This window comes from Rhodococcus sp. WB9 (assembly GCF_007558985.1).
GTDB classification, from domain to species: Bacteria; Actinomycetota; Actinomycetes; order Mycobacteriales; family Mycobacteriaceae; genus Rhodococcus_F; species Rhodococcus_F opacus.
The window spans coordinates 690,846-716,376 of the sequence record NZ_CP041769.1; the positions used below are offsets into that span (position 1 = coordinate 690,846).

Below are 25,531 nucleotides of genomic sequence, written 5' to 3' on the forward strand. Positions count from 1 at the left end.
GCCTGCGGCAGTGAGGGTCGGGAAGCGGTCAGTGCGCCCGGTTGACCGCCGAGACGACGGCGCGCAGCGACGCGGTGGTGATCGACGTCGCGATGCCGACACCCCAGACCACGGTGTTCCGTCCGTCGGGAGCGGTCACCGCGCACTCGACGTACGCGGCCGCTTGGGCGTCGTCACCGGCCGACATGGCGTGCTCGGAGTAGTCGAGCACACGCACGTCGAAGTCGATGGTGGCGAGCGCGTCGACGAACGCGGCGAGCGGGCCGTTGCCCGAACCCGAGATCTCGTGCTCCTTGCCGTCGACCTTCACGGTCGCGGTGATGGAGTCGGTGCCACCGTCCTCCTCGGACGCCGTGACCTTCTGCTTCATCCGCTCGAGCGGCGTGATCGGAGCCAGGTACTCCTCGTGGAAGACGTCCCACATCTCCTTGGGCGACACCTCGCCGCCCTCGCCGTCGGTGATCCGCTGGACGGCCTGCGAGAACTCGATCTGCAGGCGACGCGGCAGCACCAGCCCGTGATCGGCCTTCATGATGTACGCGACGCCGCCCTTGCCGGACTGCGAGTTGACGCGGATCACGGCCTCGTAGGTGCGGCCCACGTCCTTGGGGTCGATCGGCAGGTAGGGAACCGCCCACAGGATGTCGTCGACGTCCGCGTCCTGCGAGTCGGCGTCGAACTTCATGGCGTCGAGACCCTTGTTGATCGCGTCCTGGTGGCTGCCGGAGAACGCGGTGTACACGAGGTCGCCGCCGTACGGGTGACGCTCGTGGACGGGCAGCTGGTTGCAGTACTCGACGGTGCGGCGGATCTCGTCGATGTTCGAGAAGTCGATCTGCGGGTCGACGCCCCGGGTGAACATGTTGAGGCCGAGCGTGACCAGGCAGACGTTGCCGGTGCGCTCACCGTTACCGAACAGGCAGCCCTCGATGCGGTCGGCGCCTGCCTGGTAACCCAGCTCGGCGGCGGCCACGCCGGTGCCGCGGTCGTTATGGGGGTGCAGCGACAGGATGACCGAGTCGCGGCGGGCCAGGTTGCGATGCATCCACTCGATGGAGTCGGCGTACACGTTGGGCGTCGCCATCTCGACGGTGGCGGGCAGGTTCAGGATCACCGGGTTCTCCGGCGTCGGCTGCAGCACCTCGGTGACGGCGTCGCACACCTCCTTGGCGTACTCGAGTTCCGTACCGGTGTACGACTCGGGGGAGTACTCCCAGCGCCACTGCGTGTCGGGGTACTTCTTCGCCTCTTGGAGGGCCAAGGCCGCCGCGTCGGTCGCGATCTTCTTGATCACGTCGCGCTCGGCCTTGAACACCACCCGCCGCTGCAGGATGGACGTCGAGTTGTAGAAGTGGACGATCACCTTGTTCGCGCCCTCACAGGCCTCGAACGTGCGCTTGATCAGTTCCGGCCGGGACTGCGTGAGCACCTGGATGGTGACGTCGTCCGGAATCGCTCCGTCTTCGATGATCTCGCGGACGAAGTCGAAGTCCGTCTGGCTCGCCGACGGGAAGCCGACCTCGATCTCCTTGTAGCCCATCCGCACCAGCAGTTCGAACATGCGGCGCTTGCGGGCGGGGCTCATCGGGTCGATCAGCGCCTGGTTGCCGTCACGGAGGTCGACCGCGCACCACTGCGGCGCACGGTCGATGATCTTGTCGGGCCACGAGCGGTCCGGCAGCGACACCGGCTCCACTTCTTCGGAGAAGGAGCGGTAACGGAACGTCGGCATCGACGAATTCTTCTGCGTGTTCCACTCCGGCTGATCGGAGGGAGCAGGCTTGGAAGGCGGCGTGATGGTGCGCGTTCCGGAGGTAAAGGCGTCAGCGGGGGACATGGGATTGATCTCCAGGTTCGATGTGGACTTTCTGAGTCCAACGGCTGTGTCGACCGGCGCACGAGAAACCCCGCGACGGGAAGCCAGTCTGGATCAGACCCCGTCGCGGCAACCAAGGAGGAGTGCGCGCTGCATACTCAGCACTGTACTCCGGGCACCGTCGTTCGCGTGCCGGGGTTCGAAGTCCGAGTGAGGAGACAGCGGTGGGCCGCAGCGCGACGGTGGTAACACCGCTGGTGGCCGCGCTTTTTGCGGCACTGCTCGCGTCGTGCTCCGGGGTGGTCGAGGGGGCGCCGAGCGTCGCCGGGGTCGGCGAGCCGATCTACGGCCTGCCGGTGAGCGACCACAGCCGCGTCGAGTTGGCCGTCGCCGCCGCGGCCCGCGACATCGCGCCGTGCGGACTGCTCGACGAAAATCTCGTCGCCTCGCTCGGGCAGGTCACTGCATTCGGGCCCGTCGGCGATCTGTCCACCTGCCACGCCGAGTTGGTGCCTCCCCGCGGCACACCCGCCAACCCAGTCTGGGTCGAGGTGACGGTGGGTGAACGCGAACCCACGGAAGACACCGGTGCCGGCGAGGCGAGGTCGGGAATCGAGGTGCGTCCCGCGGTCGGCGCGCTCCCCGGCACGTGCACCCTCTACTTCTCGCTGCCGCCGGTTCCGGGAGTGCCGGACGACGACACCGCCCCGGGGCGATGGGGGCACGTGTCGTATCTCGACGGGGCAGGCGGAACGGGTGACTCCGCCGGCGGCGACGACTGCGCCGAGGCCCGCACGGTCCTCGGATCGGTCGCCGGCAGGCTGCGCACCCCGGCGCCGGTGCGTTCGGATATTCCTCTCGCGCAGCAGGATCCGTGCCGGGTGGTCGAGAAGATGTCCGGACGGGGCGTCGAGACGTTCTCTCCGGGTAGCCGTCCCTACGAATGTCTCCTGACGCTCCGCGGCGGCGACGCGGCGTCCGTGCAACTGGCGCTGTCGCCCGAACCGTCGCAGACCGGCGGCCCCGAAGCGGTCGAACTCGACGGCAAGACGTTCACGTACTTCCGGGACGCACTCGAATGTCACTACTACTTCTACCCGGGTGCGGTGTTCGACACGAACCTGCCGTCGAGTCCGGTGAGCGAACGGGACAAACGCAGCAATCGGCTGACCGCCTCCGTGGCGGCATCCGCGCCTAGCTGCGACGACGCGGAAACGCTGGTGCTCGCCGCGGCCGAAATGTTCGACTACTGACATGAACACACAGGTCGATGTCGCCCGGGCCTACCTGGACGCGTTGCTCAGCCACGACGGCAACACGGTGCCCATCGAGCCGCGGGCCGTGCGGTACGAGGTGGGGCTGAAGACGGCGTTCTCCGGAAATCACCTGCGCCGAAGCCTGTCCGGCGGCCCCCAGTACCGGGTGATCCGGGCGATCCGCGACTGCGTGTGGACGGTCGACGGCGACGACGTCACCGTCGACTACCTCCTCGAGGCCGGACTGTTCGGCCGCACCCTCGTGACGGTCCGGGTGATCGAGACGTTCCGGATCCCCCAGGACGATCTACGGATCCACCGCATCGACGCGAAGATCCGGCGCCCCTGAGTGGGGCGCCGAATCGTCTGTCACGCATTATCTTCCGCACGTGAGTGGCATTGTGTGCCCCGCCACGCTTTGCCACTCACATGGGGTCAGTCGAGCGTTTCGTGCGCCGCGGGAACGGAACCCAGGCGGCCGGCCTGGAAGTCCTCGAACGCCTGCAGCACCTCGGCCTTGGTGTTCATGACGAACGGTCCGGCCATCGCGACGGGCTCGCGGATCGGCTTGCCGCCGAGGAGGAACACCTCGAAGGACTTGGTCCGCGAATCCTGTGTGTCAGCCGCGGCGATCGTGAGGGTGTCACCGCGTCCGTAGACGGCCGTCTGGCCCATGCGGATCGGACGACGCTCCGAACCGACGAGCCCCTCGCCCGCGAGGACGTAGGCGAGCGCGTTGAACTCGGGGTTCCACGGCAGCGTCAGACTCGCACCCGGTGCGATCGTCGCGTGGACGAGGCTGATCGGCGTGTACGTGGACCCGGGGCCGTGGTGTCCGTCCACGTCACCGGCGATCACCCGAACGAGAGCGCCGCCGTCGGACGAGGACAGCAGGGCCACCTTCTGGCCGGTGATGTCCTGGTAGCGGGGCGCGGCCATCTTGTTGTCGCGCGGCAGGTTCACCCACAACTGGACGCCGTGGAACAGGCCACCGCTCATCACCAGGTGCTCGGGCGGGGTCTCGATGTGCAGGATGCCGCCGCCCGCGGTCATCCACTGGGTGTCACCGCCACCGATGGTGCCGCCGCCGCCGTTGGAATCCTGGTGCTCCATGATGCCGTCGATCATGTAGGTGACGGTCTCGAAGCCGCGGTGCGGATGCCACGGGGTGCCCTTGGGTTCACCGGGCGCGTAGTCGACCTCGCCCATCTGGTCCATGTGGATGAACGGGTCGAGGGCCGTCAGGTCGATGCCGGCGAACGCGCGGCGAACCGGGAAGCCTTCGCCCTCGTAGCCGACGGGTGCAGTGGTGAGCGAACGGACCGGGCGGTCGACGGCGCCGGGAGCAGGTGCGTCGATACGCGGCAGGGCAAGGATGTTGTCGACCGTCACGGCAGGCATGGGGTGTCTCCTCGTACTCAGGTAATTGATTGTTCAACTACTTCATGGTGTGTAACACCCGCTGCGTCCAGGTATTCCCACGGGGGCGGCTCCGCCGCCCGTGCGCCTTTTTGGTAGCTGCAACAACCAGAAAGGCGCACGGGCGCGAAGCGCCTACTAGTTGAGGACGTTCTCGTGATCGGGGCAGTACCGCGTGATCGCGCCGATGATGTACGGGTAGACGCCGTCGTTGGTGAGCATCGGCGTCCACTCCTCACGCACCTGATCGAGGGGCTTGCCTGCGTCGAGGGCGGTGCAGATCTCGCCGGCCTGATGGACCGCCAGGTCGTCGTCGGTGACGGTCTGGTTGTTCGCACGCAGGTAAGCCAGGTAGTCGGCGGCCGTCTGCGGGTCGTCGGCGACCGAGAACACGCGGCTGCCGGGGGCGGTGGCGGCGGTCGTCCTCGCCGCCACGGAAGCCGAGGCGGATGTCGTCTCGGAGGCGGCGGTGTCGCTGTCGCCACCGCAGGCGGTGAGGATTGCCGCGGAGCAGACGGTGAGGGCGGTCAGAGCAAGGGTGCGGCGCATGGGGCGTGTGATTCCTTTCGAGGCCTGTGACGGCGACGATCGTATCGCCTGCGGGGCCGGTGTTCCCGGCGGCGATCACCCGCACTGTTTCGGGTCAGAGACCGCGATCGATGAGGTCGAGGATCTCCTCACTCGTTGCGGCGTGAATCTTGTCGACCGCGGCCGCATGCGCATCGTCGGACGTGCCGACCTCGGCCAACAGGCTTCCGAGGCGCTGCGCGATCGCCGACCGTGCCTCGCTGTCCTCGCCGAGTTCGGCGATCGTGGCGCGCAACCGGTCGACGTCGGCGAGAGCAACGGACATCGGATCCGGGACGAGTTCTGAGCGCAGGAACTCGGCGACCGCGCGCGGACTCGGGTGGTCGAACACCATGGTCGGCGGCAACCGCAGCCCCGTGGCGGCACCGAGATGGTTGCGGAGCGCAACCGCCGCCAGTGAATCGAAGCCGAGTTCCTTGAACGCCTGGTCGGGGTCCACCGAGTCCGACGCGTCGTAGCCGAGCACCGTGGCGGCTCCGCCCCGCACCAGATCGAGCATCAGGTGCCGCTGTTCGGGGATCGACCGGTCGGCGAGGCGCTGCGCCCAATCCGAGGGCCCGGACCCGCTCGCACCGGTCACGACCGCGTCCGACCCCGCGGCGTGCGGGCGCGATTCCCGGATCAGGCCACGCAGCGGGGCGGGAACGTACGGTGCGGCCGAACCGGAGTGGTCGAACCGTGCGGCCGCGACTGTGGGTGCACCGGCGGCCAGCGCGCTGTCGAAGAGGGCCAGGCCGTCGGCCGCGGGCATCGGAATCATTCCGCTGAGGCGGGCTCGGGCGAGGTCGATCGCACCGAGGTTGTCGGTCATGGCGCTCGGTGCCGCCCACATGCCCCACGCGATCGAGAGCCCGGGCAGCCCGAGGGCGTGGCGGTGATGGGCGAGGGCGTCGAGGAACATGTTCGCGGCCGCGTAGTTCGCCTGCCCGGGGGCCCCGAGGATGCCGGCGAGCGACGAGAACATGACGAACGCCCGGACGTCGGTGTCCGCGGTCAGTCGGTGCAGGTTCCAGGCCGCATCGACCTTCGGTCGCAGGACCGCGTCGAGCCGCTCGGGGGTGAGCGACGCCAGGGTGCCGTCGTCGATCACGCCGGCGGCGTGGATCACCGCCGTGAGCGGGTGTTCGGGCGGTATCCCGGCCAGCAGCGCGGCGACCCCCGACTCGTCCGCGGTGTCGCAGGCAACGATGCTCACCTCGGCACCCAGACCGCGCAGTTCGCTGCGCAGTCGGTCGCTGCCCTCGGCGTCGGGTCCGTGCCGGCTGGTCAGCAGCACGTGCCGTGCCCCGTGCTCGGTCACCAGGTGCCGGGCTACGAGAGATCCCACCGTGCCGGTGCCGCCGGTGACCAGAACGGTGCCGTCGGGATCGAACGGTGTCGGTTCGTCGACGGCGGGCATGCGACGCAACCGAGGTGCGCGCAAGGTGCCGTTCCGGGCCGCCAATTGCGGTTCCCCGCTCGCCAGTGCCGACGTGATCGCGGCCTCGGCGTCCGATGCGTCGTCGAGGTCGATCAGTACGAACCGGTCCGGGTTCTCGTTCTGTGCGGAGCCGACGAGACCCCACACCGCCGCGGCCGCGAGGTCGGGACGAGCGTCGTGGTCCTGCCCGTCGTCGGTCACCATCGCGTTGCGTGTCACGATCACGAGCGGGTTGTCGGCGACAGCCTCGTCGTCGAGCCACTCCTGGAGCAGTCGCAGTACCCGCGCGCACAGGTCGTGGGTCGCGTCCGGACCGTGGTCGCCCTCGGTCGCACACCCGACCAGCACCGTCCACGGACGCAGGTCGTCGTCGTCCGGCCTGGACTCCATCGCGGTGCGCAGCGCCTCCAGGTCGGGATAGCGCGGGAACGTCGAACCGACACCCGGGTCGCCGAACCCCTCGGCGCCGAGGACGACCGCCGGACCGGGGGCCCGTTCGGACGTGGCCACCTCCACCGGGATCCAGGCGGCCCGGTGCAGTCGCAGGGCCGCCGACCGGCCTGCGTCCTGCCCGTCGCCCGTCCTCTGCGTCACCCGCAGCGCGTCGACGGTCAGCACCGGCTCGCCCGCGGGGTCGACGGCGGCAACGCGGTACCGTCCGTCCTCGCCGGCGGTGAACCGGGCGGTCATCGCCTCTGCGCCGACGGTGTGCAGACGGATCCCCGACCAGGTCAGCGGCCAGCCGTCCCACCCGAGGAGGGGTTCGATCGCGGCCTGCAGCAGTTCCGGGTGAATACCGAAACCACTCGTGTCGGTGCCTTCGTCGAGGCGCACCTCGGTCTCGGTGTCGCCCAGGTCCTGCGGCGGCACACCGGCGGCCGGGCCGACGACGTCGTCGATCGTCGCAAAAGCGTTCCGAACCCAGCTATCCGGGCCGTCGGTGTCACCCGACTTCGACGAGATCGTGACGGTGCGAGCGCCGTCGGTGCCGGGCGGCGACACCAGCACGCGAATCGAGGCCAGTCCCGACGACGGGAGGACGAGCGGGTGGTGCAGGGTGAGTTCGTCGATGTGGTCGAGACCGACGTGGTGGGCCGCGTGCAGGGCGAGTTCGACCGGCACCGCAGGCAACAACGTCTTCGCTTCGACGGTCGACGGCTGGTCGCCGTCGTCGATCGTCGGTGGCACGAGCCATGGATCCCGGTGCAGGGACAGCTGTCCGGTGAACAGGGTCGCGTCGTCGTCGAGCGTCACCGCGGCACCGAGCAGCGGATGATCGGCCGGGGTCAGACCCAGCTCGGTCGGGTCGCCGGTATGTCGGGTGGTCGCCGTCGGCCAGTAGGAGCGGCGTTGGAATGCGTAGGTGGGCAGGGCCACCCGGCGGCGACCGGGCAGCACCCGATCCCAGTCGATGGTGGCGCCCTGCACGTAGGCGGCGGCGACCGCCTCGATGATCCCGTGTGCTTCGTCTCCGCGTCCGGGCAGCGTGGCGATCGTGTTCGGGACGACCTCGGCGGCGAGCGCCGTCAGGGCCGCGCCGGGACCGACTTCGACGAGGCGGGTGACGCCGAGTTCGTCGAGGGCGCAGACGCCGTCGTGGAAACGCACCGCGTGCCGGATGTGCCGGGTCCAGTAGTCCGGGGCCATGAGTTCCTCGGCGGTGGCGACGCGCCCGGTGACGTTGGAGATGACCGGAATCGTCGGCGGCTGCGCCGTCAGCCTCGACACGACGGCGGCGAACTGGTCGAGGATGGGGTCCATCAGGGTCGAATGGAAGGCCCGCTCGACCCGCAGGCTCGTGGTCTTCAGACCGGCGGCGGACAGTTCGGAGGCGACGGCCTGCACGTCGCGTTCGGCGCCGGCGAGAACGACGGATTCGGCGCCGTTGACGGCCGCGAGATCGACGCGCCCGTCGATCCGCGGGAGGATGTCCTCCTCGCGGGCCCGTACGGCGATCATCAAACCCGGTTTGGTCGACTGCATCAACCGCCCGCGGTCACCCACCAGAGCGGCGGCATCGGGCAGGCCGAACACTCCCGCGACGTGTGCCGCGGTGATCTCGCCGATCGAATGGCCGATCAGGTAGTCGGGGGTGATGCCCCAGTCCCGCAGCAGCCGATAGAGCGCGACCTCGATGGCGAACAGTGCCGGTTGGGTGTATTCGGTGCTGTCGAGCTTCGCGCCGCCGCCGTCGGACTCGTCCCAGATCACTTGCCGTACCGGGGTTTCCACGTGCTCGTCGAGTGTGGAGCAGACCTCGTCCAGTGCCCTCGCGAACACCGGGTACGTCTCGTAGAGGTCGCGGCCCATCCCGATGCGCTGCGCACCCTGGCCGGTGAACATGAAGGCCGTCTTGCCGCGGGCGCTCGTGCCGGTGACGACGTTGCCGCCGGGTCGCCCCGTAACGATGCGGGCGAGGCCGTCGCGCAGGTCGGCCAGTGTTTCTCCGATCACCGCGGCGCGGTGGGTGAATCCGGATCGGGTGGTGGCCAATGAGTAGGCGAGGTCGGCCGGATCCGGGAGTTCGGACTCGTCCGTGTCGAGAAACTCCGCCAACCGGGTGGCCTGCGCCCGCAGCGCATCCCCGGTCTTTCCGGAGATCACCCAGACCAGCGGCGACGCCGACGGAGAGACCTCCGGCGCCGCGTCCTCGGGCGGCTGTTCGAGGATCATGTGCGAGTTGGTGCCGCTGATACCGAACGACGAGACGGCCGCCCGCCGGGGTCGTCCGGTCTCCGGCCAGGCAACCGATTCGGCGAGCAGCGAGACCTCGCCTGCGGTCCAGTCGACGTGACGGGTGGGGACGTCGCCGTGCAAGCTCGGGGGCAGCACCCCGTGCCGCATCGCCATCACCATCTTGATCACGCCGGCGACGCCCGCCGCCGCCTGGGAGTGGCCGATGTTCGACTTGACGGAACCGAGCCACAGCGGCCGGCCCTCCCGGCCCTGCCCGTACGCGGCCAGCAGGGCCTGCGCCTCGATCGGGTCGCCGAGCGTGGTGCCGGTGCCGTGTGCCTCCACGGCGTCGATGTCGGCCGGGCCGAGCGCGGCATCGGCCAGCGCCTGGCGGATGACCCGTTCCTGGGACGGCCCGTTCGGGGCGGTCAATCCGTTGGACGCCCCGTCCTGGTTGACCGCCGATCCGCGGATGATCGCCAGCACCCGGTGGCCGTTGCGCCGGGCGTCGCTGAGCCGCTCCAGCACCACCATACCCGCGCCCTCGCTGAGCCCGGTGCCGTCGGCCCGGTCGGAGAACGGCTTGCAGCGTCCGTCCGAGGCGAGCCCGCGCTGGCGGCTGAACTCGATCAGCACACCGGGTGTAGCCATCACTGTCGCCCCGCCGGCCAGCGCCAGCGCGCATTCCCCGTCGCGGAGGGCCCGCGCCGCAAGATGCATGGCCACCAGCGACGACGAACAGGCGGTGTCCACGGTGACCGCGGGACCGGTGAAGCCGAGGGAGTAGGAGATCCGGCCGGACGCCACGCTGTTGCTCGTCCCGGTCATCAGATAACCCTCGGCGTCGACGTTGCGCTGAGTCATCAGGTGGAAGCCGTAGTCGCCGCCCATCAGCCCGACGTACACGCCGGTGTCGGTGAGGCCGGGCGCGGTCGGCCGGATTCCGGCCTGCTCCAAGGCTTCCCAGGCGCTCTCGAGAAGCAGCCGGTGCTGCGGGTCCATCGCGATCGCCTCGCGCGGGCTGATCCCGAAGAACGCGGCGTCGAATTCGTCTGCGTCGTAGAGGAACCCGCCCTCCTTCATGTACGTGGTGCCGGCCCGGTTGGGGTCGGGGTCGTACACCTCGTCGAGATTCCAGCCCCGGTTGTGGGGGTACGCGCCCACGGCGTTGCGGCCGTCCCGGACGAGCCGCCACAGGTCCTCCGGGCAGTACACCTTGCCCGGGTATCGGCACGCCATTCCCACGATCACGATCGGGTCGTCGTCCCTGCGGGCACGTGTCGGCCCGGCCGGCTGCGGAGCCGCATCGTCGCCGAGCAGGCGCGCCACCAGCTCCTGGGTCAGCGCGTCCGCGGTGGGATGGTCGAACACCACAGTCGCGGCCAGTCGCACACCGGTGGCGGTCGCCAGCTGATTGCGCAGTTGCACCGCGGTCAGCGAGTCGAAACCGAGTTGTTTGAAGGCACGTTCCGGGTCGATCGCCTCCTTGCCTTCGTGACCCAGCACGGCCGCCACGTGGGTGGTGACGATGTCGAGCACGCGGCTGTGCCGCTCGGCGGGGTCCAGCGCCCGCAACTCCTCGGCCAGTCCGGTCGGGGAATCGGCGGCAGCGGCGCGGCGACGGCGGACGCCGAGCACCCGGCGCAGGATCGGCGGCAGCGACTCACCGTCGGATCGGGAGGCCCTCGTCGAGAGCCGTATCGGCACGATCAACGGACGGTTCACGGCAAGGGCAGCGTCGAACAGGGCCAGACCCGACTCCGGACTGATGGTGTCGATGCCACTGCGCTGCAACCGGTCGAGGTCGGCCGCATTCAGATGGGACGTCATGCCGCTGGGCCGGTCCCACAGTCCCCAGGCCATGGACGTCGCGGGCAGCCCGCGGGCGCGGCGGTGTTGCGCGAGTGCGTCGAGGAAGACATTCGCCGCCGCATAGTTCGCCTGGCCTGCGCCGCCGAGCACACCCGCCGCCGAGGAGAACAGCACGAACGCCGACAAGTCGCGGTCCCGGGTGAGTTCGTGCAGATGCCAGGCACCGTCCACCTTGGGACGAAGGACGGCGTGCAACTGGTCTTCGGTCAGGGTGGCGGCGGTGGCGTCTTCGAGCACTCCGGCGGCGTGGATCACGCCGGACAGGTCGGGAATGCCGGCAAGGAGAGCGGCCACCGCGGCGCGGTCGGCCACGTCGCAGGCGACAGCGTAGACCTCCGCCCCCGACTCGGCGAACTCCGCACGCAGTTCGGCCGCACCCTCGGCATCGAGCGCGTGCCGTCCGGTCAGCAGCAGCCGGCGCACCCCGTGCCGCGCGACGAGGTGCCGGGCGATCAGCCTGCCGATGGTTCCCGTGCCGCCGGTGATCAGCACCGTGCCGCCCCGGCCGAAGATCGCGGGTACCGGTTCAGGTGCCGCCGCAACGGGTGTCACCGCGGCGAGCATGGGCGCCAGCAGTACGCCGTCCCGGATGGCCAGCTGAGGCTCGTTGCAGGCCAGGGCCATGGAGATCAACGAAGGGTCACCGGCGTGTGCGTCCAGGTCCACCAGGGTGATGCGGTCCGGGTGCTCGTTCTGCACCGCGCCGATCAGTCCCCATGCGGGGGCCGCAGACACGTCGTCGACGGGATCGTCGTCGCGGACCGCCACCGCGAGCCTCGTCGTGACCAGCAGGCGGGTCTCGGCCAGGCGATCGTCGCGGAGCCAGGACTGGACCGCCCGCAACGTCGCCTCCGCGGCGGCGTGCGCCCGAGCCGGAGTGTCCGGCTCGTCGCCCGGTTCGCCGTCGAGCCACAGCACCCGACCCTCTGGTTCACCGCCGGCAAGCGCCTCCTCGAGCGGCATCAGGTCTGCCGGGGCGGTGCTGGACGCACCCACCGGCATCCACTCCACGCGGTAGAGGCTGTCTCGCACCCCGGCGGCAGGCACGCCCGCGTCCCCGAGCGGCCGCAGCGCCAGCGATTCGGCGGTCAGCACCGGACTGCCGGCCGCGTCGTACGCGAAGATCCGGTAGCGCTCGGGTCCGGTCGTGGTGACGTGCACGCGCAAGGCGGTGGCGCCCACGGCGTGCAGTTGCACCTTGTCCCAGGCGAACGGCAGCCGGACACCGGAGTCTGCGGCTCCCAGCGCAATCACGTGCAGCGCCGCGTCGAGCACCGCCGGATGGATCCCGTATCCCGCGACCGCCGCAGCCGGGTCCTCTCCGCTCAGCCGCACCTCGCCGTACAGGTCGTCGCCGCGCCGCCACGCCGCACGGAGACCACGGAAGGCCGGGCCGTACTCGTAACCGGCCTCGTCGAGCACGTCGTACAGGCCTCGAACGTCGATCGGCGTGGCATCGACGGGCGGCCACGGCTGTTCGGAGGAGTCGGCGGTGTCCACGGCCGCCGCGAGCGTGCCGGTGGCGTGCCGGGTCCACGGGGTGTCCTGCGCGGCATCGGCAGGCCGGGAGTGCACCGACACCGTGGTTCGGCCCGCCTCACCGTCGGCGAGCACGCTCACCTGCAATGCCACCTCACCCTCGGCGGGAATCACCAGGGGTGCCTCGATGGCGAGTTCCTCGAGCCGGCCGCACCCCACGCGGTTCCCCGCGTGCAGGGCGAGCTCCACGAAAGCCGTGCCCGGCAGAATGACGGTGCCGCTGACGCCGTGGTCGCTCAGCCATGGAAGGCGTTGTGGCGACAGCAGTCCCGTGAACACCGCGCCCCGGCCGTCACCGAGCTCGACCGACGCGGCGAGCATCGGGTGTCCACCCGTTTCCATGCCCGTCGACGCGAAATCGCCCTGTGGAACCGGGCTTTCCAGCCAGTAGCGGCGGTGCTGGAAGGCGTACGTGGGGAGGTCCACCCACTGCTGCCGATCGTCGTGTCGAGCCCAGCTCACCCGATCCCACTCGACGTGCAGCCCGTGCACCTGTGCCTCGGCGAGTGCGGCGGTGAACTGGCGGAGGCCCGCGCGGTCGCGCCGGATGGTGCCGATGGCGCGGCCGGCGACACCCGCCGCGTCGAGGGTTTCCTGCAACGGCACGGTGAGGACGGGGTGGCTGCACGACTCGACGAACAGTCGATACCCGTCCGCGGCCAGTGATCTCGTCGCTTGCTCGAACCGGACCGTCCGTCGCAGATTCCGGTACCAGTAGTCCGCGTCCAGTCCGGTGCCGTCCAGCACACCACCGGTCACCGACGAGTAGAAGGGAATTCGCGACCGGCGGGGAGTGATGGAGGCGAGGACGTCGAGAATGGGTTCCCGCAGGACGGAGACGTCCGCGCAATGCGACGCGTATTCCACCGCGATCCGCCGGGCCTGGACGCCGTCGCCCTGCAACTGCCCGACCAGGAGGTCGAGGGCGTCGACGGGTCCGGAGATCACCGTCGCGGACGGCCCGTTGATCGCCGCGACCTCGACGGCGCCGGCCCAGGGCTGAATCTTTTCCCGCACGATGTCCGCCGGCAGTGCCACCGAGGCCATTCCCCCGCCCCGCCGGGCCGACGCGCCGATCACCCTGCTGCGCGCGGCCACGACGAGTGCCGCGTCCGGAAGGCTCAGCGCACCCGCGACATACGCGGCCGCGATCTCACCCTGTGAATGTCCGACGACGGCCGCCGGTTCGACGCCGTGGGAGCGCCACAGCTCCGCGAGACCGACCATCATCGCGAACAACGCCGGTTGCACCACGTCGACCCGGTCAAGTGCCGCGGGATCGCGGTCGCGCAGCACGTCCAGCAGCGAGAAGTTGGTGTACGGGGCCAGCGCGTCGGCGCACTCCCGCACGGTGTCGGCGAACACCGGCGACGTGTCCAGTAGCTCGGTGGCCATGCCCACCCACTGCGAACCCTGGCCGGGGAAGACGAACACCGGCCGGTCGCCCGCTTCCAACGCCACACCGTTGACGACGTCGGCGCTGGGCGCACCTCGACCGAGTGCGTCGAGGCCGCTCAGCAGACTCTGGGGCCGTGCGCCGATCACGGCGGCGCGGTGATCGAACGCGGCACGGGAACCCAGTAGTGCGCCTGCCACCGCGGCGGGCGTCAGCTCGGGGTGCTCGGTGACGCAGTCGCGCAGCCGTTCGGCCTGGGCGCGCAGCGCGAGCTCGGTGTGGCCCGAAAGGAACCAGGCCACGACTTCGTCCGGGGGAGTAGCTGATTCGGAAGTAGTCGGCTCGACCGGTGGGGACTCCTCCAGGACGACGTGCGCGTTTGTGCCGCTGATGCCGAACGACGAGACCGCGGCACGCCGGGGCCGATCGGACCCCGGCCACTCCCGGTTCTCGGTGAGCAACGACACCGAACCGGCGGACCAGTCGACGTGCGGGGTCGGCCGGTCGACGTGCAGCGTCTTCGGCAGGACACCGTGCCGCATCGCCATGATCATCTTGATCACCCCGGCCACGCCGGCGGCCGCCTGGGTGTGCCCGAGGTTCGACTTCACCGAGCCGAGCCACAGCGGCCGGTCGGCGGGGCGGTCGCGGCCGTAGCCGGCCAGCAGGGCGGACGCTTCGATCGGATCGCCCAGTTTCGTGCCGGTGCCGTGCGCCTCGACCACGTCGACATCGCCCGGGCCGAGTCCCGCATTGGCCAGCGCCTGCGCGATCACCCGCTCCTGAGCCTGCCTGTTCGGGGCGGTCAGGCCGTTGCTGGCGCCGTCCTGGTTCACCGCACTGCCGCGGATGACGGCCAGTATCCGGCGGCCCTTGCGCTCTGCGTCGGACAGGCGTTCCAACGCGACCATCCCCGCACCTTCACCCCACGCCGTTCCGTCCGCAGCGGCGGAGAATGCCTTGCACCGGCCGTCCCGGGCCAGTCCGCGCTGGCGGCTGAACTCCACGAACACCGCCGGGGTCGCCATGACGGTCGCCCCGCCCGCCAGCGCCAGTTCGCATTCGCCGCTGCGCAGCGCCTGCATGGCGAGGTGGATGGACACCAGCGACGACGAGCACGCGGTGTCCACCGTGATCGCGGGTCCGTTCAGGCCGAAGCTGTAGGCCACGCGACCGGACGCGACGCTCATGGCGTTGCCGGTGATGAAGTACCCCTCGAGGTCCTCGGGCGGCATGCCGCCCGCCCGCGCCGCGTAATCGATGCCGGACAGCCCCGTGAAGACGCCGACCTGGCGGCCGTGCACCGACCGCGGATCGATGCCGGCGTGTTCGAACGTCTCCCAGCTCGTCTCGAGGAGAAGTCGCTGCTGCGGGTCCATCGCCAGCGCCTCGCGCGGCGAGATGCCGAAGACCTCGGGGTCGAACCCCGCCGGGTCGTCGAGGAAGCTGCCCTGCACCGTGTATGTCTTGCCGGCCTGCTCGGCCGTCGGATCGTAGAGGTCCGCCAGGCCCCAGCCCCGGTCCTCGGGGAACCCGGCGACGGTGTCGGTGCCGGACTCCACCAGGCGCCACAGGTCCTGCGGCGATCGCACCCCGCCGGGGAACCGGCAGCCCATCCCGATGACGGCGATCGGTTCGCGGCTGACACCCTCGACCTCACGCAGCTTCTCCCGCGCTTGGTAGAGCTCCGCGGTGACTCGCTTCAGATAGTCGAGGAGCTTCGCCTGATCGGCCATATCGGGGTCCTATCCGAGATCCGCCTCTAGTAGCGCGGAAACCTCGATTGTATCCGCCACCACCATGCGGAGGCAGCGGTCCGAGCATCACCTTCGATCGATCTGCCTGGTCAATTCGGGCAGGTCACATGGGATACCCGCCGCTGCTCCGGTCCACACCACTTCCGGTTATTCGGATGCCCGGCGACCGCTGAGGGAGGTAGTGTGGCGACTCCGAGCAGGATCCGTATCGAGGAGGTGAGACCTGTGTCCGTTCGTTCAGTTCGGGTGCTCTCACTCCGCGACCGCGTGGTCGTACCGACATAAGGTGACCGGGAGAGCGCCCATCGGCATTCCGGAAGGCTCTCCCATGTCAGTGTCTCTCTCACCGTCCCTCGAATTCGTTCTCGTCACGAGGCTTCGCGCCGCCGGCTGTGTGTTCGCCGAGGACGAGGCCCGCTTGATCGTCTCCGCGGCCCGGACGTCCGACGAACTCGCGTCGATGCTGGACCGCCGCGTCGCGGGCGTCCCCCTCGAACACGTCCTCGGCTGGGCCGAATTCTGCGGGCTCCGGATCGCGGTCGATCCGCGGGTGTTCGTGCCGCGCCGCCGCACCGCGTTCCTCGTCGAGCAGGCGGCCGCCCTCGCGTGCCCGCGCGCTGTCGTCGTCGACCTGTGTTGCGGTTCGGGCGCGGTGGGGGCCGCGCTCGCCGAGACTCTGGGGGACGGCATCGAGTTGTATGCGGTGGACATCGACCCCGCCGCGGTCCGGTGCGCGCGACGCAACGTCCCAGACCCCGGCCGGGTGTTCGAGGGCGACCTGTACGAACCGTTGCCCACCACGCTGAGGGGAAGCGTCGACGTCCTGGTCGCCAACGCACCGTACGTGCCCACCGACGCGATCCGGTTGATGCCGCCGGAGGCCCGGTTCCACGAACCGCGGGTCTCGCTCGACGGAGGCGCGGACGGACTCGACATCCAGCGGCGGGTGACCCTCGGGGCGCGCGACTGGCTCGCGCCGGGCGGTCGTCTACTGATCGAGACCAGTGCGAGCCAGGCCGCGCTCACCGCCGAAGCTTTCGCCGAGGCCGGGTTGATCACCCGGATCGAGACCTCGGAAGACATGGACGCCACCGTCGTGGTCGGCGCCAACCCCAGGTGAGTGCCGAAGCGTCCCGGGGCACGCTTTGTCACTCACGTGCGGGTGGCTGCTCACTTTCGATCCGCACGCAGCAGTACCCGTCGGCGGGTGCCAGTGTGGCGCGGCGATCCTCGCATCTCGCGCCGTCGAGCAGCCCGGAGAGCAGCGCGAGGTTCATTCCGCACACCATGTCGGTGTGCTGCCGGGCGAGCGTGTGGAACGGGCAGTTGACCAGGACGATGGTGCCGTCGCTGCGGCGCGGTTCGTAACCGCACGTCGCGAGCGCCGCGAGCAGATCGTCGTCCGTGCAGCCGGTGTCGGCGCCGAGGCCGCGCCCGAAGTCGTGGGCACGCGCGGAGAGGGCCGCCCGCGGTGATGCGCCGGTGGCCTCCGCGTCCTCGATCGCCCGGGCGAACAACTCGCCGGCGAGCGCGTACGCCCGCGCGGGCAGGTGTACCGAGAATTCACGGTCGGATCGTCGGTAGAGCTTGGCGGGCCGCCCCGCGCCCGGACCCGACCGCCCCCCGCGCCGCGCGAACTCGACGGCCAGTAGCCCCTCGTCGGCCAGCTTCTCGAGATGGAATGCGGACGTCGAGCGAGCGAGTTTCAGCGCCTCGGCGACGTCGTCGCGGCTGACCGGCGTCGTCTGCGTGCGCACGTGGTCGTACACCCGCCTGCGCACCGGCTCGTCGAGGGAGGAGACGGCCGAGACGTCCGAGCGTGGAGTGTCACCCATGGACCCCATTGTAAAACCGAGAACCGTTGACTTAATTGCGCGAGAAATTCTACAGTCAATGTACATAGTTTTTAGAAGGAGTCGTCATGGCTACCAACACACCCCACGAGGTCAGTCACGGTTCGCACACCCTGGCCGTCCCCGGCTATCAGGCCTTTCTCGTGCTGCGCACGGTCTTCACCGTGGCGCCGATCGTGTTCGGGCTGGACAAGTTCACCAACTGGCTCACCGACTGGCCGGCCTACCTTGCGCCGTGGATCGACGGCATCCTGCCGGGAACCGCGCAGCAGGGCATGTACGCCGTCGGCGTGATCGAAGTGATCGCAGGAATCCTCGTCGCCGTGGCGCCGCGGATCGGCGCCTGGGTCGTCGCGGCCTGGCTGGCCGGAATAATCGTCAACCTGGTCACGCTGTCCGGGTACTACGACGTCGCACTGCGCGACTTCGGGTTGCTCGCCGGTGCCGTCGCTCTCGGCCTGCTCGCCGCGGAGTACGGGCGCCCGCTCCACCGCCCCCACACCTGATCGGTACCGCGCACCGCACGTGAGATGCACCTCATCGACTGTTTCGAGTGACTCGACCGCTCGTAGTCTGTGTGGTCGTGTCGGTAGGTGCGCAGGACCAGGGAACCGGGTCTCGGGATCACGGTGTGCCGATCCCTGCGCCGGCCCCGGCACGCTCGTTGCTCCTGGGGGTACCCAAACAGGGTCGGCGGTGGCCGGGCGTGGTCCGCGCCGCGGTGGGCGTGTGCCTGCCCGCGCTGGCGGGCGTCGCGCTCGGACACTCTGCGGTCGCCGCGACGGCGACGCTGGGAGCCTTCGCCGTCGTCTACGGCGAGGGCAGGGCGTACCGGGTGCGGTGGCGGGTGGTCTCGATAGCCGCCGCCGTGATGGTGCTCCTCGCCGGTGTGGGCGCGGCGGTCGGTGCACTCGTGCACGACGCGACCTCGGCGGGCGGTTCCGCGCTGTGGGGGATGGCGCTCGTCCTCACGATGACCGTCGTCGTGGCCGCCTGCGCCTTCGTCGTCGACGGGCTGCGGCTGGGAGCGCCCGGTGCCTTCCTCCCGCTGCTGACGGTGGAGATCTCGTCCGCGCTGCCCGCCCTCGGTGTCTCTGTGGCAGAGGTGACGTCCTGGGCGGCGGCCGGCGCGGTGTCGGCGTTGCTCGTATCGATGTCGGGGCTGCTCGCGCGTCCACGCACCCCCGAGCGTGCCGCAGTCGCGACCGCGGTCGCCGCAGTCGACGCTGCACTCTCCGACACCCCCGCACCGAATTCCCGTCGGGACGCGGTGCGGTCGCTGCACGCCGCGTGGCAGTGCCTGCACGACGCCGCCCTCGTCGGGCGTGACCATCCACTGACCCGCACGTTGCGCGCGGCTCACCTGCGGTGCGCGGCCACGGTGCACGGTCTCGACGCGGACCACGCCTCAGACGAAGACGACCTGCGGCCGCAGGTCCCGCTGCCCAGGCCGTCGATCCGCTACCGGCTCGCGCGGGCGGCTCACCTCCGGGGCCGGTCCTGGACGATCGTCGCCCGACTGCTGGTCGCGTGCCCCGCCGCCGGTCTCCTGGCGCTGGGTCTCGGTGTCGCCCGTCCCGACTGGGCCGTGATCACCGCGGCGATGATCCTGCATCAAGGCCCGGACCGGGTGCTGGGGACGTACCGCGGGCTGCACCGGTTCTTCGGAACGGTGCTCGGACTCGTTCTGCTCGCCGCGCTCGCGACGCTCGACCTGTCGGCGGCCGCGCTGGTACTCGTCGTGGCGCTCCTGATGGCGGGGACGGAAGCGTTCCTCGTCCGCAACTACGGCCTGGCGATGGTGTTCATCACCCCGCTCGCGTTGGTTCTCGGCGGCCTCGGAACGCACGTCGACCTCGTCGCCGTCACCCGGGACCGGCTTCTCGAGACCGTCCTCGGTGTGGCGGTGGCGCTGCTCGTGCTGTGGACCGTGCTTCCGGGTTCGTATCGGCGGATCCTGCGCGACGCGGACGAGCAGGTGGCCGGGACGATCGGGCGGCTCGGGGATGCGCGGGAACCGGCTGCCGTCGCGGAACTCTGCCGCGATCTCGAGTTCGATCTGCACACTTCCACCACCGCCGCGATCACCGCCGCCCACACCGACCCGGCGTGGACCCGCGACCGGTGGCCCGAGCACCACCACCTCCACGAGCTCGGCTACCGAATCCTTACCCGGCACTTCGGACCTCGTCTTTAGCCGGTCGGCACCGGATCTCCGCTGTTAGGGTTCGGTGATGGGTCCTGTGACGGGAATCGGAACAGCAATTCGGGCCTCGTTGGCCGCGGCTCTCTGCGTCGGCATGCTGGCCGCGTGCGCGTCGGACGAGGAACCGCAGAGCGATCCGGCGGCCACCTGTGCGGACGTTCCCAACGGCACCCCGATCGCCAAGGCACCGCCGCTCCCCGGCCCGGCGCCGACCACCCAGAACCTCGCGACCAACCCCGAGATCGCCACCGTGTACCGCTCCGGGATGGTGCCGGTGACCACCGCGTCGTACGCGGTCTCCACCGCCAATCCCGTGTCGACGCAAGCCGCGTGCGAGGTGTTGCGGGACGGGGGCACGGCCGCCGACGCGCTGATCGTGGCCCAGACCGTTCTCGGCCTCGTCGAACCGCAGTCCTCCGGAATCGGGGGCGGGGCGTTCCTGCTCTACTACGACGCCGGACAGAAGAGTGTCGAGGCGTACGACGGGCGCGAGGTCGCGCCGATGGCGGCGACGGAGAACTACCTGCGCTGGATCAGCGACACCGACCGCACCGAGCCCAAGCCCGACGCCCGGGCGAGTGGCCGGTCCATCGGGGTTCCCGGGGTGGTGCGGATGCTCGAGCTGGCGCACCGCGAACACGGCCGGGACCAGTGGCGGGAACTGTTCGACCCGGCCATCTCGCTCGCAGACCAGGGACTCGAGGTCAGCCCCCGGATGGCCGGGCAGATCGCCGAGTCCGCTCCCGATCTGGCGCTCGACGAGCCGTCGAAGGCGTACTTCCTCAACCCGGACGGCAGCCCCAAGCCGGCAGGCACGAAGCTGACCAACCCGGCCATGGCCAAGACGCTCGGCGCGATCGCGGCGGGCGGTGCCGACGCCTTCTACACCGGGGCCATCGCCCAGGGCATCGTCGATGCGACGGCGACGGCGTCGGGTGGGCGCACTCCCGGACAGATGACTCTCGACGACCTCGCGAACTACCAGGCGAAGAAGCGGACGGCGCTGTGCACGCCGTATCGGGATCACGAGATCTGTGGCATGCCCAACCCGTCGTCCGGTGGCACGGCGGTCGCGGCGACGCTCGGCATCCTGGAGAACTTCGACCTGTCCGAATACGGGCCCACGAACCTCGACGACAACGGCGGCAAGCCGACGGCGGAGGCCGTGCATCTCATCTCCGAGGCGGAGCGACTGGCGTATGCCGACCGGGACAAGTACGTCGCGGACTCCGATTTCGTTCCGCTGCCGGGCAATTCCCTCGACACGCTGCTGAACGAGGACTACCTGAAGCAGCGGGCAGGCCTCATCGACCCCGGCAAGAGCATGGGCACCGCGCAACCGGGAAACTTCGGGCCGGTCCCGCTCGGTGTGCAGCCGCAGGACAAGGAACACGGCACCAGCCACATCTCGATCGCCGACAAGTACGGCAACGTCGCGTCGATGACGACGACGGTGGAATCGGCGTTCGGCTCGTTCCACATGACGGACGGCTTCGTGCTCAACAATCAGCTCACCGACTTCTCGGCCCAACCCGTCGGGCCGGACGGCACGCCGCTCGCCAACCGTGTCGAACCGGGTAAGCGGCCCCGCAGTTCGATGGCCCCGACGCTCGTCTTCGACCGCCGCAGCGACGGTTCGCTGGGGGACGTCCAGTACGTGACGGGGTCGCCGGGCGGTTCCGTGATCATCCAGTTCGTCGTGAAAACGCTCGTGGGAATGCTGGATTGGGGTCTGAACCCGCAGCAGGCGGTGTCGGCGGTCGACTTCGGAGCGGCCAACACCCCGGTCACCGGCGTCGGCGGGGAGCATCCGAATATCAATGCGGCCAACGACGGCGCCGACGACCCCCTGATCGTGCAGTTGCGGGCGATGGGTCACCAGGTGTCGGTCGCGCCGCAGTCCAGCGGGCTCAGCGCGCTGCAGCGCCAGGACGCGGGTTGGGTCGGCGGCGCGGACCCACGCCGGGAGGGCGCGGTGATGGGTGACGGTACGGGTTAGGCACCGCCACCGCAGGAATCATGCCTGCTCGACGAGCGGGGCCACCTTGGTGCCGAGCAGTTCGATCGCGCGCATCACCTGGTTGTGGGGTAGGGGCCCGACGCTGGGGTGCAGCATGAACCGCTCGATGCCCAGGGTGTCGCGCATGCCGGCGATCTTCTCCGCCACCTGCTCGGGATTGCCGAGCACGAGCGAACCGCCGGGTCCGCGCAGACCGTCGAACGCCTGCGGGTTCATCGGCGCCCACCCGCGTTCGCGTCCGAGGCCGGTCATGGCCGAGGCATACGACGGGTAGAACTCCGAAACCGCCCGGTCCTCGGTGTCCGCGACGTAACCGTGCGCGTGGACGGCGAGGGGCTGCAGTTCGTGCCCACCCTCCGACACGGCACGGCGGTGCAGGTCGGCCAGCGGTGCGAAGCGGGCGGGTTGTCCGCCGATGATCGCGAGCGCCATCGGCAGGCCGAGAAGTCCGGCGCGGGCCACCGACTCGGGATTGCCGCCGACCCCGACCCAGATGGGAAGGGGACGTTCGGGCCGCGGGTAGACGGACTGGTCCGTCAGCGCCGACCGGTGCCGTCCCGACCAGTTCACTGTCTCGGAGTCGCGGAGGGCGAGCAGCAGGCCGAGTTTCTCGACGAACAGTTCGTCGTAATCGGCCAGGTCGTAACCGAACAGCGGGAACGACTCGGTGAACGAGCCGCGACCGGCCATCAGCTCGGCGCGCCCGTCGGAAATCAGGTCGAGGGTCGCGAATTCCTCGAACACGCGCACCGGGTCGTCGGAGCTCAGGACGGTGACTGCGCTGGTCAATGCGATGCGGGACGTCCGCGCGGCGGCGGCCGACAGCACGACTGCGGGCGCCGACGCGGCGAAGTCCGCCCGGTGGTGCTCACCGACGCCGTAGACGTCGAGGCCGACCTGCTCGGCCAGGACGACCTCTTCGAGCAGATCCTTCAGGCGCTGCCGCGGCGACACCGCCCCGGCTCCGCCGGAAGCGACCTCGGCGAACGTCGTCACCCCGAGTTCCATGCCACACCCCTCGCTCGTGATAGTTGAATCATCAATTAGATGGTGTAACTGGGCGGACGGACGGGATATTCCGTCCGATGATTCAGACCGGGGTAGGCGGGGAACCCGACGACCATGGCGAAATACCGAGTGATCGATCCCCGGGGCACTGTGGTCGAAACGAAGGAGATCCCGAGCGCCGACGACGCGCACGCATGGTTCGTCGACGTTCGCGCAGACAATTCCGAACTCGGATGGCGGATGGAAGTCGACGAGGACGGCACCTGGGCGTTCTTCGACGACACCGAGGGTGCCACAGAGAAATAGAGGCACATCGTGCTCGCCAGCGACCCACGGAAAGTGGGGGTCGAGGAGGAATTCCACCTCATCGATCGCAAGACCCGGCGCCTGACCACCCGCGCGCCGGAGTTGCTTGCACGACTTCCCGACGGCGTGTTCGTCGACGAACTCCAGCAGTGCGTCGTCGAGGTCAACAGCGGTGTGTACGCCGACCTCGACGGCCTGCGGACCGACCTGGAGCGGCATCGGAGAGTGCTGATCGACGCGGCCGAGGGGCTCGGCATCGGCGTGGCGGCCGCGGGCTCGATGCCGCTGGCGCTGCCCGCCGAGATGCACGTGACGGGGACGCAGCGCTACCGGCGCATGCTCGCGGACTACCAGATGCTCGCGCGCGAGCAGCTGATCTGCGGCACGCAGGTTCACGTCGACCTGCCCGACCGCGACGAGGCCGTGCAGGTCGCGCACCGCGTCGCTCCGCTGATGCCCGTCCTCCTGGCGCTCAGCGCGAGTTCCCCGTTCCGTTCCGACGGTGCGGACACCGGCTATGCCAGCGCGCGGACCCTTCTGTGGTTGCGCTGGCCGAGCACCGGTCCGGCCGCGCCCGTCTCCTCGGCCGCCGAATACGGCACCCTGATCGACGACCTGGTCGCCAGCGGGGTGATCAGTGACCCCGGTATGGCGTACTTCGACGTGCGGCCGTCGGTGAAACTTCCGACCCTGGAGTTGCGGGTGTGCGACAGCTGCCCGCGACTGGACACGGTCGTGCTCGTCGCCGCCCTGTTCCGTGCGCTCGTCGAACGCGAGGTGGAGGGTCTGCGCGCGGGGACGAAGGGCGTCGAGGTCGTCCCGACCCTGACCAGGGCGGCACTGTGGCGGGCGGCCCGGTCGGGGTTGGAGGAGGAACTCGTCGACGTGACGGTTCCGCAGGCACGTCCTGCGGCGGAACTCGTCGGCGACTTCGTGAATTCGCTGCGGCCGCAGCTCGAGGAGACCGGCGACTGGGACACCGTGGTGGAGCTGTCCGCCGAGGCCACCGCCCACGGCAGCTCCGCCGCCCGGCAACGTCAGGCGCTCGGTCGCCGTGGCCGGCTCACCGACGTGGTCGATCTGCTGCTCGCGGAGACGGCGGGCCGCGCCGAGCACCTTCCCGAAGTGGAGTCGCCACCCGCGCCGCGCGAGCTCGGCCCGAGGTCGACCGGTGCCGGCCGGACCCGGCGATACTGGAGCGCGAGGTTCTGGGACCGCGGCGAGACCGCCGACATGACGTGGACGGAGTCGACGGAGCTCGACGAGAAAAAGCTGATCGAGTGGCGCCGGGATCTGCACGCGCACCCGGAACTGTCGTTCGAGGAACGCAGGACAACCGGCGTCGTGCGCGCCCATCTCGTCGGTCTCGGGCTCGCACCCGTCCTGATGCCCGGCGGGACCGGCCTGTGGTGCGACCTCGGTCCGGACACGGGCGAGTGCATTGCGCTGCGCGCCGACCTCGACGCGCTGCCGATCGCCGAGACGACCGGTCTCCCGTTCGAGTCGAGGGTGCCCGGAGTGTCACACGCGTGCGGTCACGACGCCCACACCACCATGTTGATGGGGGCGGCATCCGTCCTCACGAAATACCCGCCGCCGTCCCGGGTCCGGCTCATCTTCCAGCCCGGGGAGGAGACCACCCCGGGCGGCTCGGTCGACACGATCGCCGCGGGCGCGCTCGACGGTGTGTCGAAAATCTTTGCACTGCACTGCGACCCGAATCTCGAGGTCGGAAAACTGGCCACCCGGACCGGGCCGATCACATCCTCCAACGACTCCGTCACCGTGCGGTTGTGGTCGGCGGGGGGACATACCGCGCGACCCCATCTGACCGGCGATCTGATCCATGCCGCGGCCGTTCTGGTGACCGGTCTGTCGTCCGTGCTCGACCGCCGAATCGACGCCCGCACCGCGACCGTCCTCACGTGGGGGAAGGTGGCCGCCGGGCAGGTCGCGAACTCCGTTCCCGAATCGGGTGAACTGGTCGGCACCCTGCGCAGCGCGTCCCGTGAGACGTGGGCCTCGCTCGAACCGCTGGTCACGGACACGATCTGTCACCTGCTCGCGCCGTACAACGTGCGGTACGAACTCTCCTACCTGCAGGGCGTCCCGCCCGTCGTCAACGATCCCGACTGCACCGCCGACCTCCGGGAGGCGATCGAATCGGTCGTCGGCTTCGACCACCTGGCCGAGGCCCATCAGTCCAGCGGCGGCGAGGATTTCGCGTGGTACCTCGAGAAGGTTCCGGGCGCGATGGCCCGACTCGGCGTGTGGGACGGGATCGGCCCCCGGCAAGAGCTTCACCAGCCGGGGTTCAACCTCGACGAACGCGCCATGATCCACGGGGTCCGGACGCTGGTCGCGCTCACCCGGCTCGAAGACCAGTCCGGGTGACCGCG

General features: G+C 70.0%; 14 protein-coding genes. 8 read left to right on the plus strand and 6 right to left on the minus strand.

The window, feature by feature from the left end; translation table 11 throughout:
• Nucleotides 1–28 precede the first annotated feature (28 nt).
• Nucleotides 29–1,837, minus strand: coding sequence for a 2-isopropylmalate synthase (leuA, locus tag FND50_RS03365; protein WP_144284748.1), 1,809 nt, complete (start codon nt 1,835–1,837; stop codon nt 29–31).
• A 203-nt stretch (nt 1,838–2,040) separates the two neighbouring features.
• Here leuA and FND50_RS03370 point away from each other — a divergent pair, with 203 nt between their 5' ends.
• The gene (locus tag FND50_RS03370) at nt 2,041–3,069 is read left to right on the plus strand and encodes a hypothetical protein (protein ID WP_144284749.1); all 1,029 of its coding nucleotides are present in this window, start codon (nt 2,041–2,043) and stop codon (nt 3,067–3,069) included.
• A 1-nt stretch (nt 3,070) separates the two neighbouring features.
• Nucleotides 3,071–3,421, plus strand: coding sequence for a hypothetical protein (locus tag FND50_RS03375; RefSeq protein WP_144284750.1), 351 nt, complete (start codon nt 3,071–3,073; stop codon nt 3,419–3,421).
• Nucleotides 3,422–3,507: 86 nt separating this feature from the next.
• Here FND50_RS03375 and FND50_RS03380 read toward each other — a convergent pair whose 3' ends face one another.
• The 3 genes from FND50_RS03380 to FND50_RS03390 all read right to left on the minus strand — a co-directional run bounded on the left by FND50_RS03380 (nt 3,508) and on the right by FND50_RS03390 (nt 15,718).
• Nucleotides 3,508–4,473: a pirin family protein gene (locus tag FND50_RS03380; RefSeq protein WP_005569602.1), complete on the minus strand. Its 966-nt coding sequence runs from the start codon at nt 4,471–4,473 to the stop codon at nt 3,508–3,510.
• A gap of 156 nt (nt 4,474–4,629) precedes the next feature.
• Nucleotides 4,630–5,040, minus strand: a complete 411-nt coding sequence (locus FND50_RS03385) for a DUF732 domain-containing protein (RefSeq protein WP_005248623.1) — start codon at nt 5,038–5,040, stop codon at nt 4,630–4,632.
• A gap of 94 nt (nt 5,041–5,134) precedes the next feature.
• Nucleotides 5,135–15,718 (minus strand): type I polyketide synthase, encoded by a 10,584-nt coding sequence (locus tag FND50_RS03390; protein WP_144284751.1) that lies wholly within the window; start codon nt 15,716–15,718, stop codon nt 5,135–5,137.
• A gap of 349 nt (nt 15,719–16,067) precedes the next feature.
• Between FND50_RS03390 and FND50_RS03395 the strand changes: the two genes are divergently transcribed.
• Entirely contained in the window at nt 16,068–16,859 is a 792-nt protein-coding gene (locus tag FND50_RS03395; RefSeq protein WP_144284752.1) for a putative protein N(5)-glutamine methyltransferase, read from the plus strand.
• A 28-nt stretch (nt 16,860–16,887) separates the two neighbouring features.
• On the opposite strand, the gene FND50_RS03400 is transcribed toward FND50_RS03395, so the two are convergent.
• Entirely contained in the window at nt 16,888–17,574 is a 687-nt protein-coding gene (locus FND50_RS03400) for a metalloregulator ArsR/SmtB family transcription factor (RefSeq protein WP_144284753.1), read from the minus strand.
• An 86-nt stretch (nt 17,575–17,660) separates the two neighbouring features.
• Here FND50_RS03400 and FND50_RS03405 point away from each other — a divergent pair, with 86 nt between their 5' ends.
• The 3 genes from FND50_RS03405 (at nt 17,661) to ggt (ending at nt 21,797) form a co-directional block, all read left to right on the plus strand.
• Nucleotides 17,661–18,098, plus strand: coding sequence for a DoxX family membrane protein (locus tag FND50_RS03405; protein WP_144284754.1), 438 nt, complete (start codon nt 17,661–17,663; stop codon nt 18,096–18,098).
• Nucleotides 18,099–18,223: 125 nt separating this feature from the next.
• Nucleotides 18,224–19,789, plus strand: a complete 1,566-nt coding sequence (locus FND50_RS03410) for an FUSC family protein (RefSeq protein WP_260850887.1) — start codon at nt 18,224–18,226, stop codon at nt 19,787–19,789.
• Between the two features lie 37 nt (nt 19,790–19,826).
• On the plus strand, nt 19,827–21,797 hold the full coding sequence (gene ggt / locus FND50_RS03415) for a gamma-glutamyltransferase (protein ID WP_144284755.1): 1,971 nt from the start codon (nt 19,827–19,829) through the stop codon (nt 21,795–21,797).
• A gap of 18 nt (nt 21,798–21,815) precedes the next feature.
• On the opposite strand, the gene FND50_RS03420 is transcribed toward ggt, so the two are convergent.
• Nucleotides 21,816–22,826, minus strand: coding sequence for an LLM class flavin-dependent oxidoreductase (locus FND50_RS03420; RefSeq protein WP_144284756.1), 1,011 nt, complete (start codon nt 22,824–22,826; stop codon nt 21,816–21,818).
• A gap of 114 nt (nt 22,827–22,940) precedes the next feature.
• On the opposite strand from FND50_RS03420, the gene FND50_RS03425 reads away from it, so the two are divergent.
• Complete coding sequence (locus tag FND50_RS03425; protein ID WP_005253397.1) at nt 22,941–23,132, plus strand: hypothetical protein; 192 nt, start codon at nt 22,941–22,943, stop codon at nt 23,130–23,132.
• A 9-nt stretch (nt 23,133–23,141) separates the two neighbouring features.
• Nucleotides 23,142–25,526 carry a glutamate--cysteine ligase gene (locus FND50_RS03430; RefSeq protein WP_144284757.1) on the plus strand — a complete coding sequence of 795 codons (2,385 nt, stop codon included), beginning with the start codon at nt 23,142–23,144 and terminating at the stop codon, nt 25,524–25,526.
• Nucleotides 25,527–25,531: the final 5 nt, after the last annotated feature.

What these genes read in the sequence shown, in the direction of transcription:
- leuA (WP_144284748.1), bottom strand. Translation starts at nt 1,837, where the DNA reads ATGTCCCCCGCTGACGCCTTTACCTCCGGAACGCGCACCATCACGCCG.
- FND50_RS03375 (WP_144284750.1), top strand. Translation starts at nt 3,071, where the DNA reads ATGAACACACAGGTCGATGTCGCCCGGGCCTACCTGGACGCGTTGCTC.
- FND50_RS03380 (WP_005569602.1), bottom strand. Translation starts at nt 4,473, where the DNA reads ATGCCTGCCGTGACGGTCGACAACATCCTTGCCCTGCCGCGTATCGAC.
- FND50_RS03385 (WP_005248623.1), bottom strand. Translation starts at nt 5,040, where the DNA reads ATGCGCCGCACCCTTGCTCTGACCGCCCTCACCGTCTGCTCCGCGGCA.
- FND50_RS03390 (WP_144284751.1), bottom strand. Translation starts at nt 15,718, where the DNA reads ATGGCCGATCAGGCGAAGCTCCTCGACTATCTGAAGCGAGTCACCGCG.
- FND50_RS03395 (WP_144284752.1), top strand. Translation starts at nt 16,068, where the DNA reads ATGTCAGTGTCTCTCTCACCGTCCCTCGAATTCGTTCTCGTCACGAGG.
- FND50_RS03400 (WP_144284753.1), bottom strand. Translation starts at nt 17,574, where the DNA reads ATGGGTGACACTCCACGCTCGGACGTCTCGGCCGTCTCCTCCCTCGAC.
- FND50_RS03405 (WP_144284754.1), top strand. Translation starts at nt 17,661, where the DNA reads ATGGCTACCAACACACCCCACGAGGTCAGTCACGGTTCGCACACCCTG.
- ggt (WP_144284755.1), top strand. Translation starts at nt 19,827, where the DNA reads ATGGGTCCTGTGACGGGAATCGGAACAGCAATTCGGGCCTCGTTGGCC.
- FND50_RS03420 (WP_144284756.1), bottom strand. Translation starts at nt 22,826, where the DNA reads ATGGAACTCGGGGTGACGACGTTCGCCGAGGTCGCTTCCGGCGGAGCC.
- FND50_RS03425 (WP_005253397.1), top strand. Translation starts at nt 22,941, where the DNA reads ATGGCGAAATACCGAGTGATCGATCCCCGGGGCACTGTGGTCGAAACG.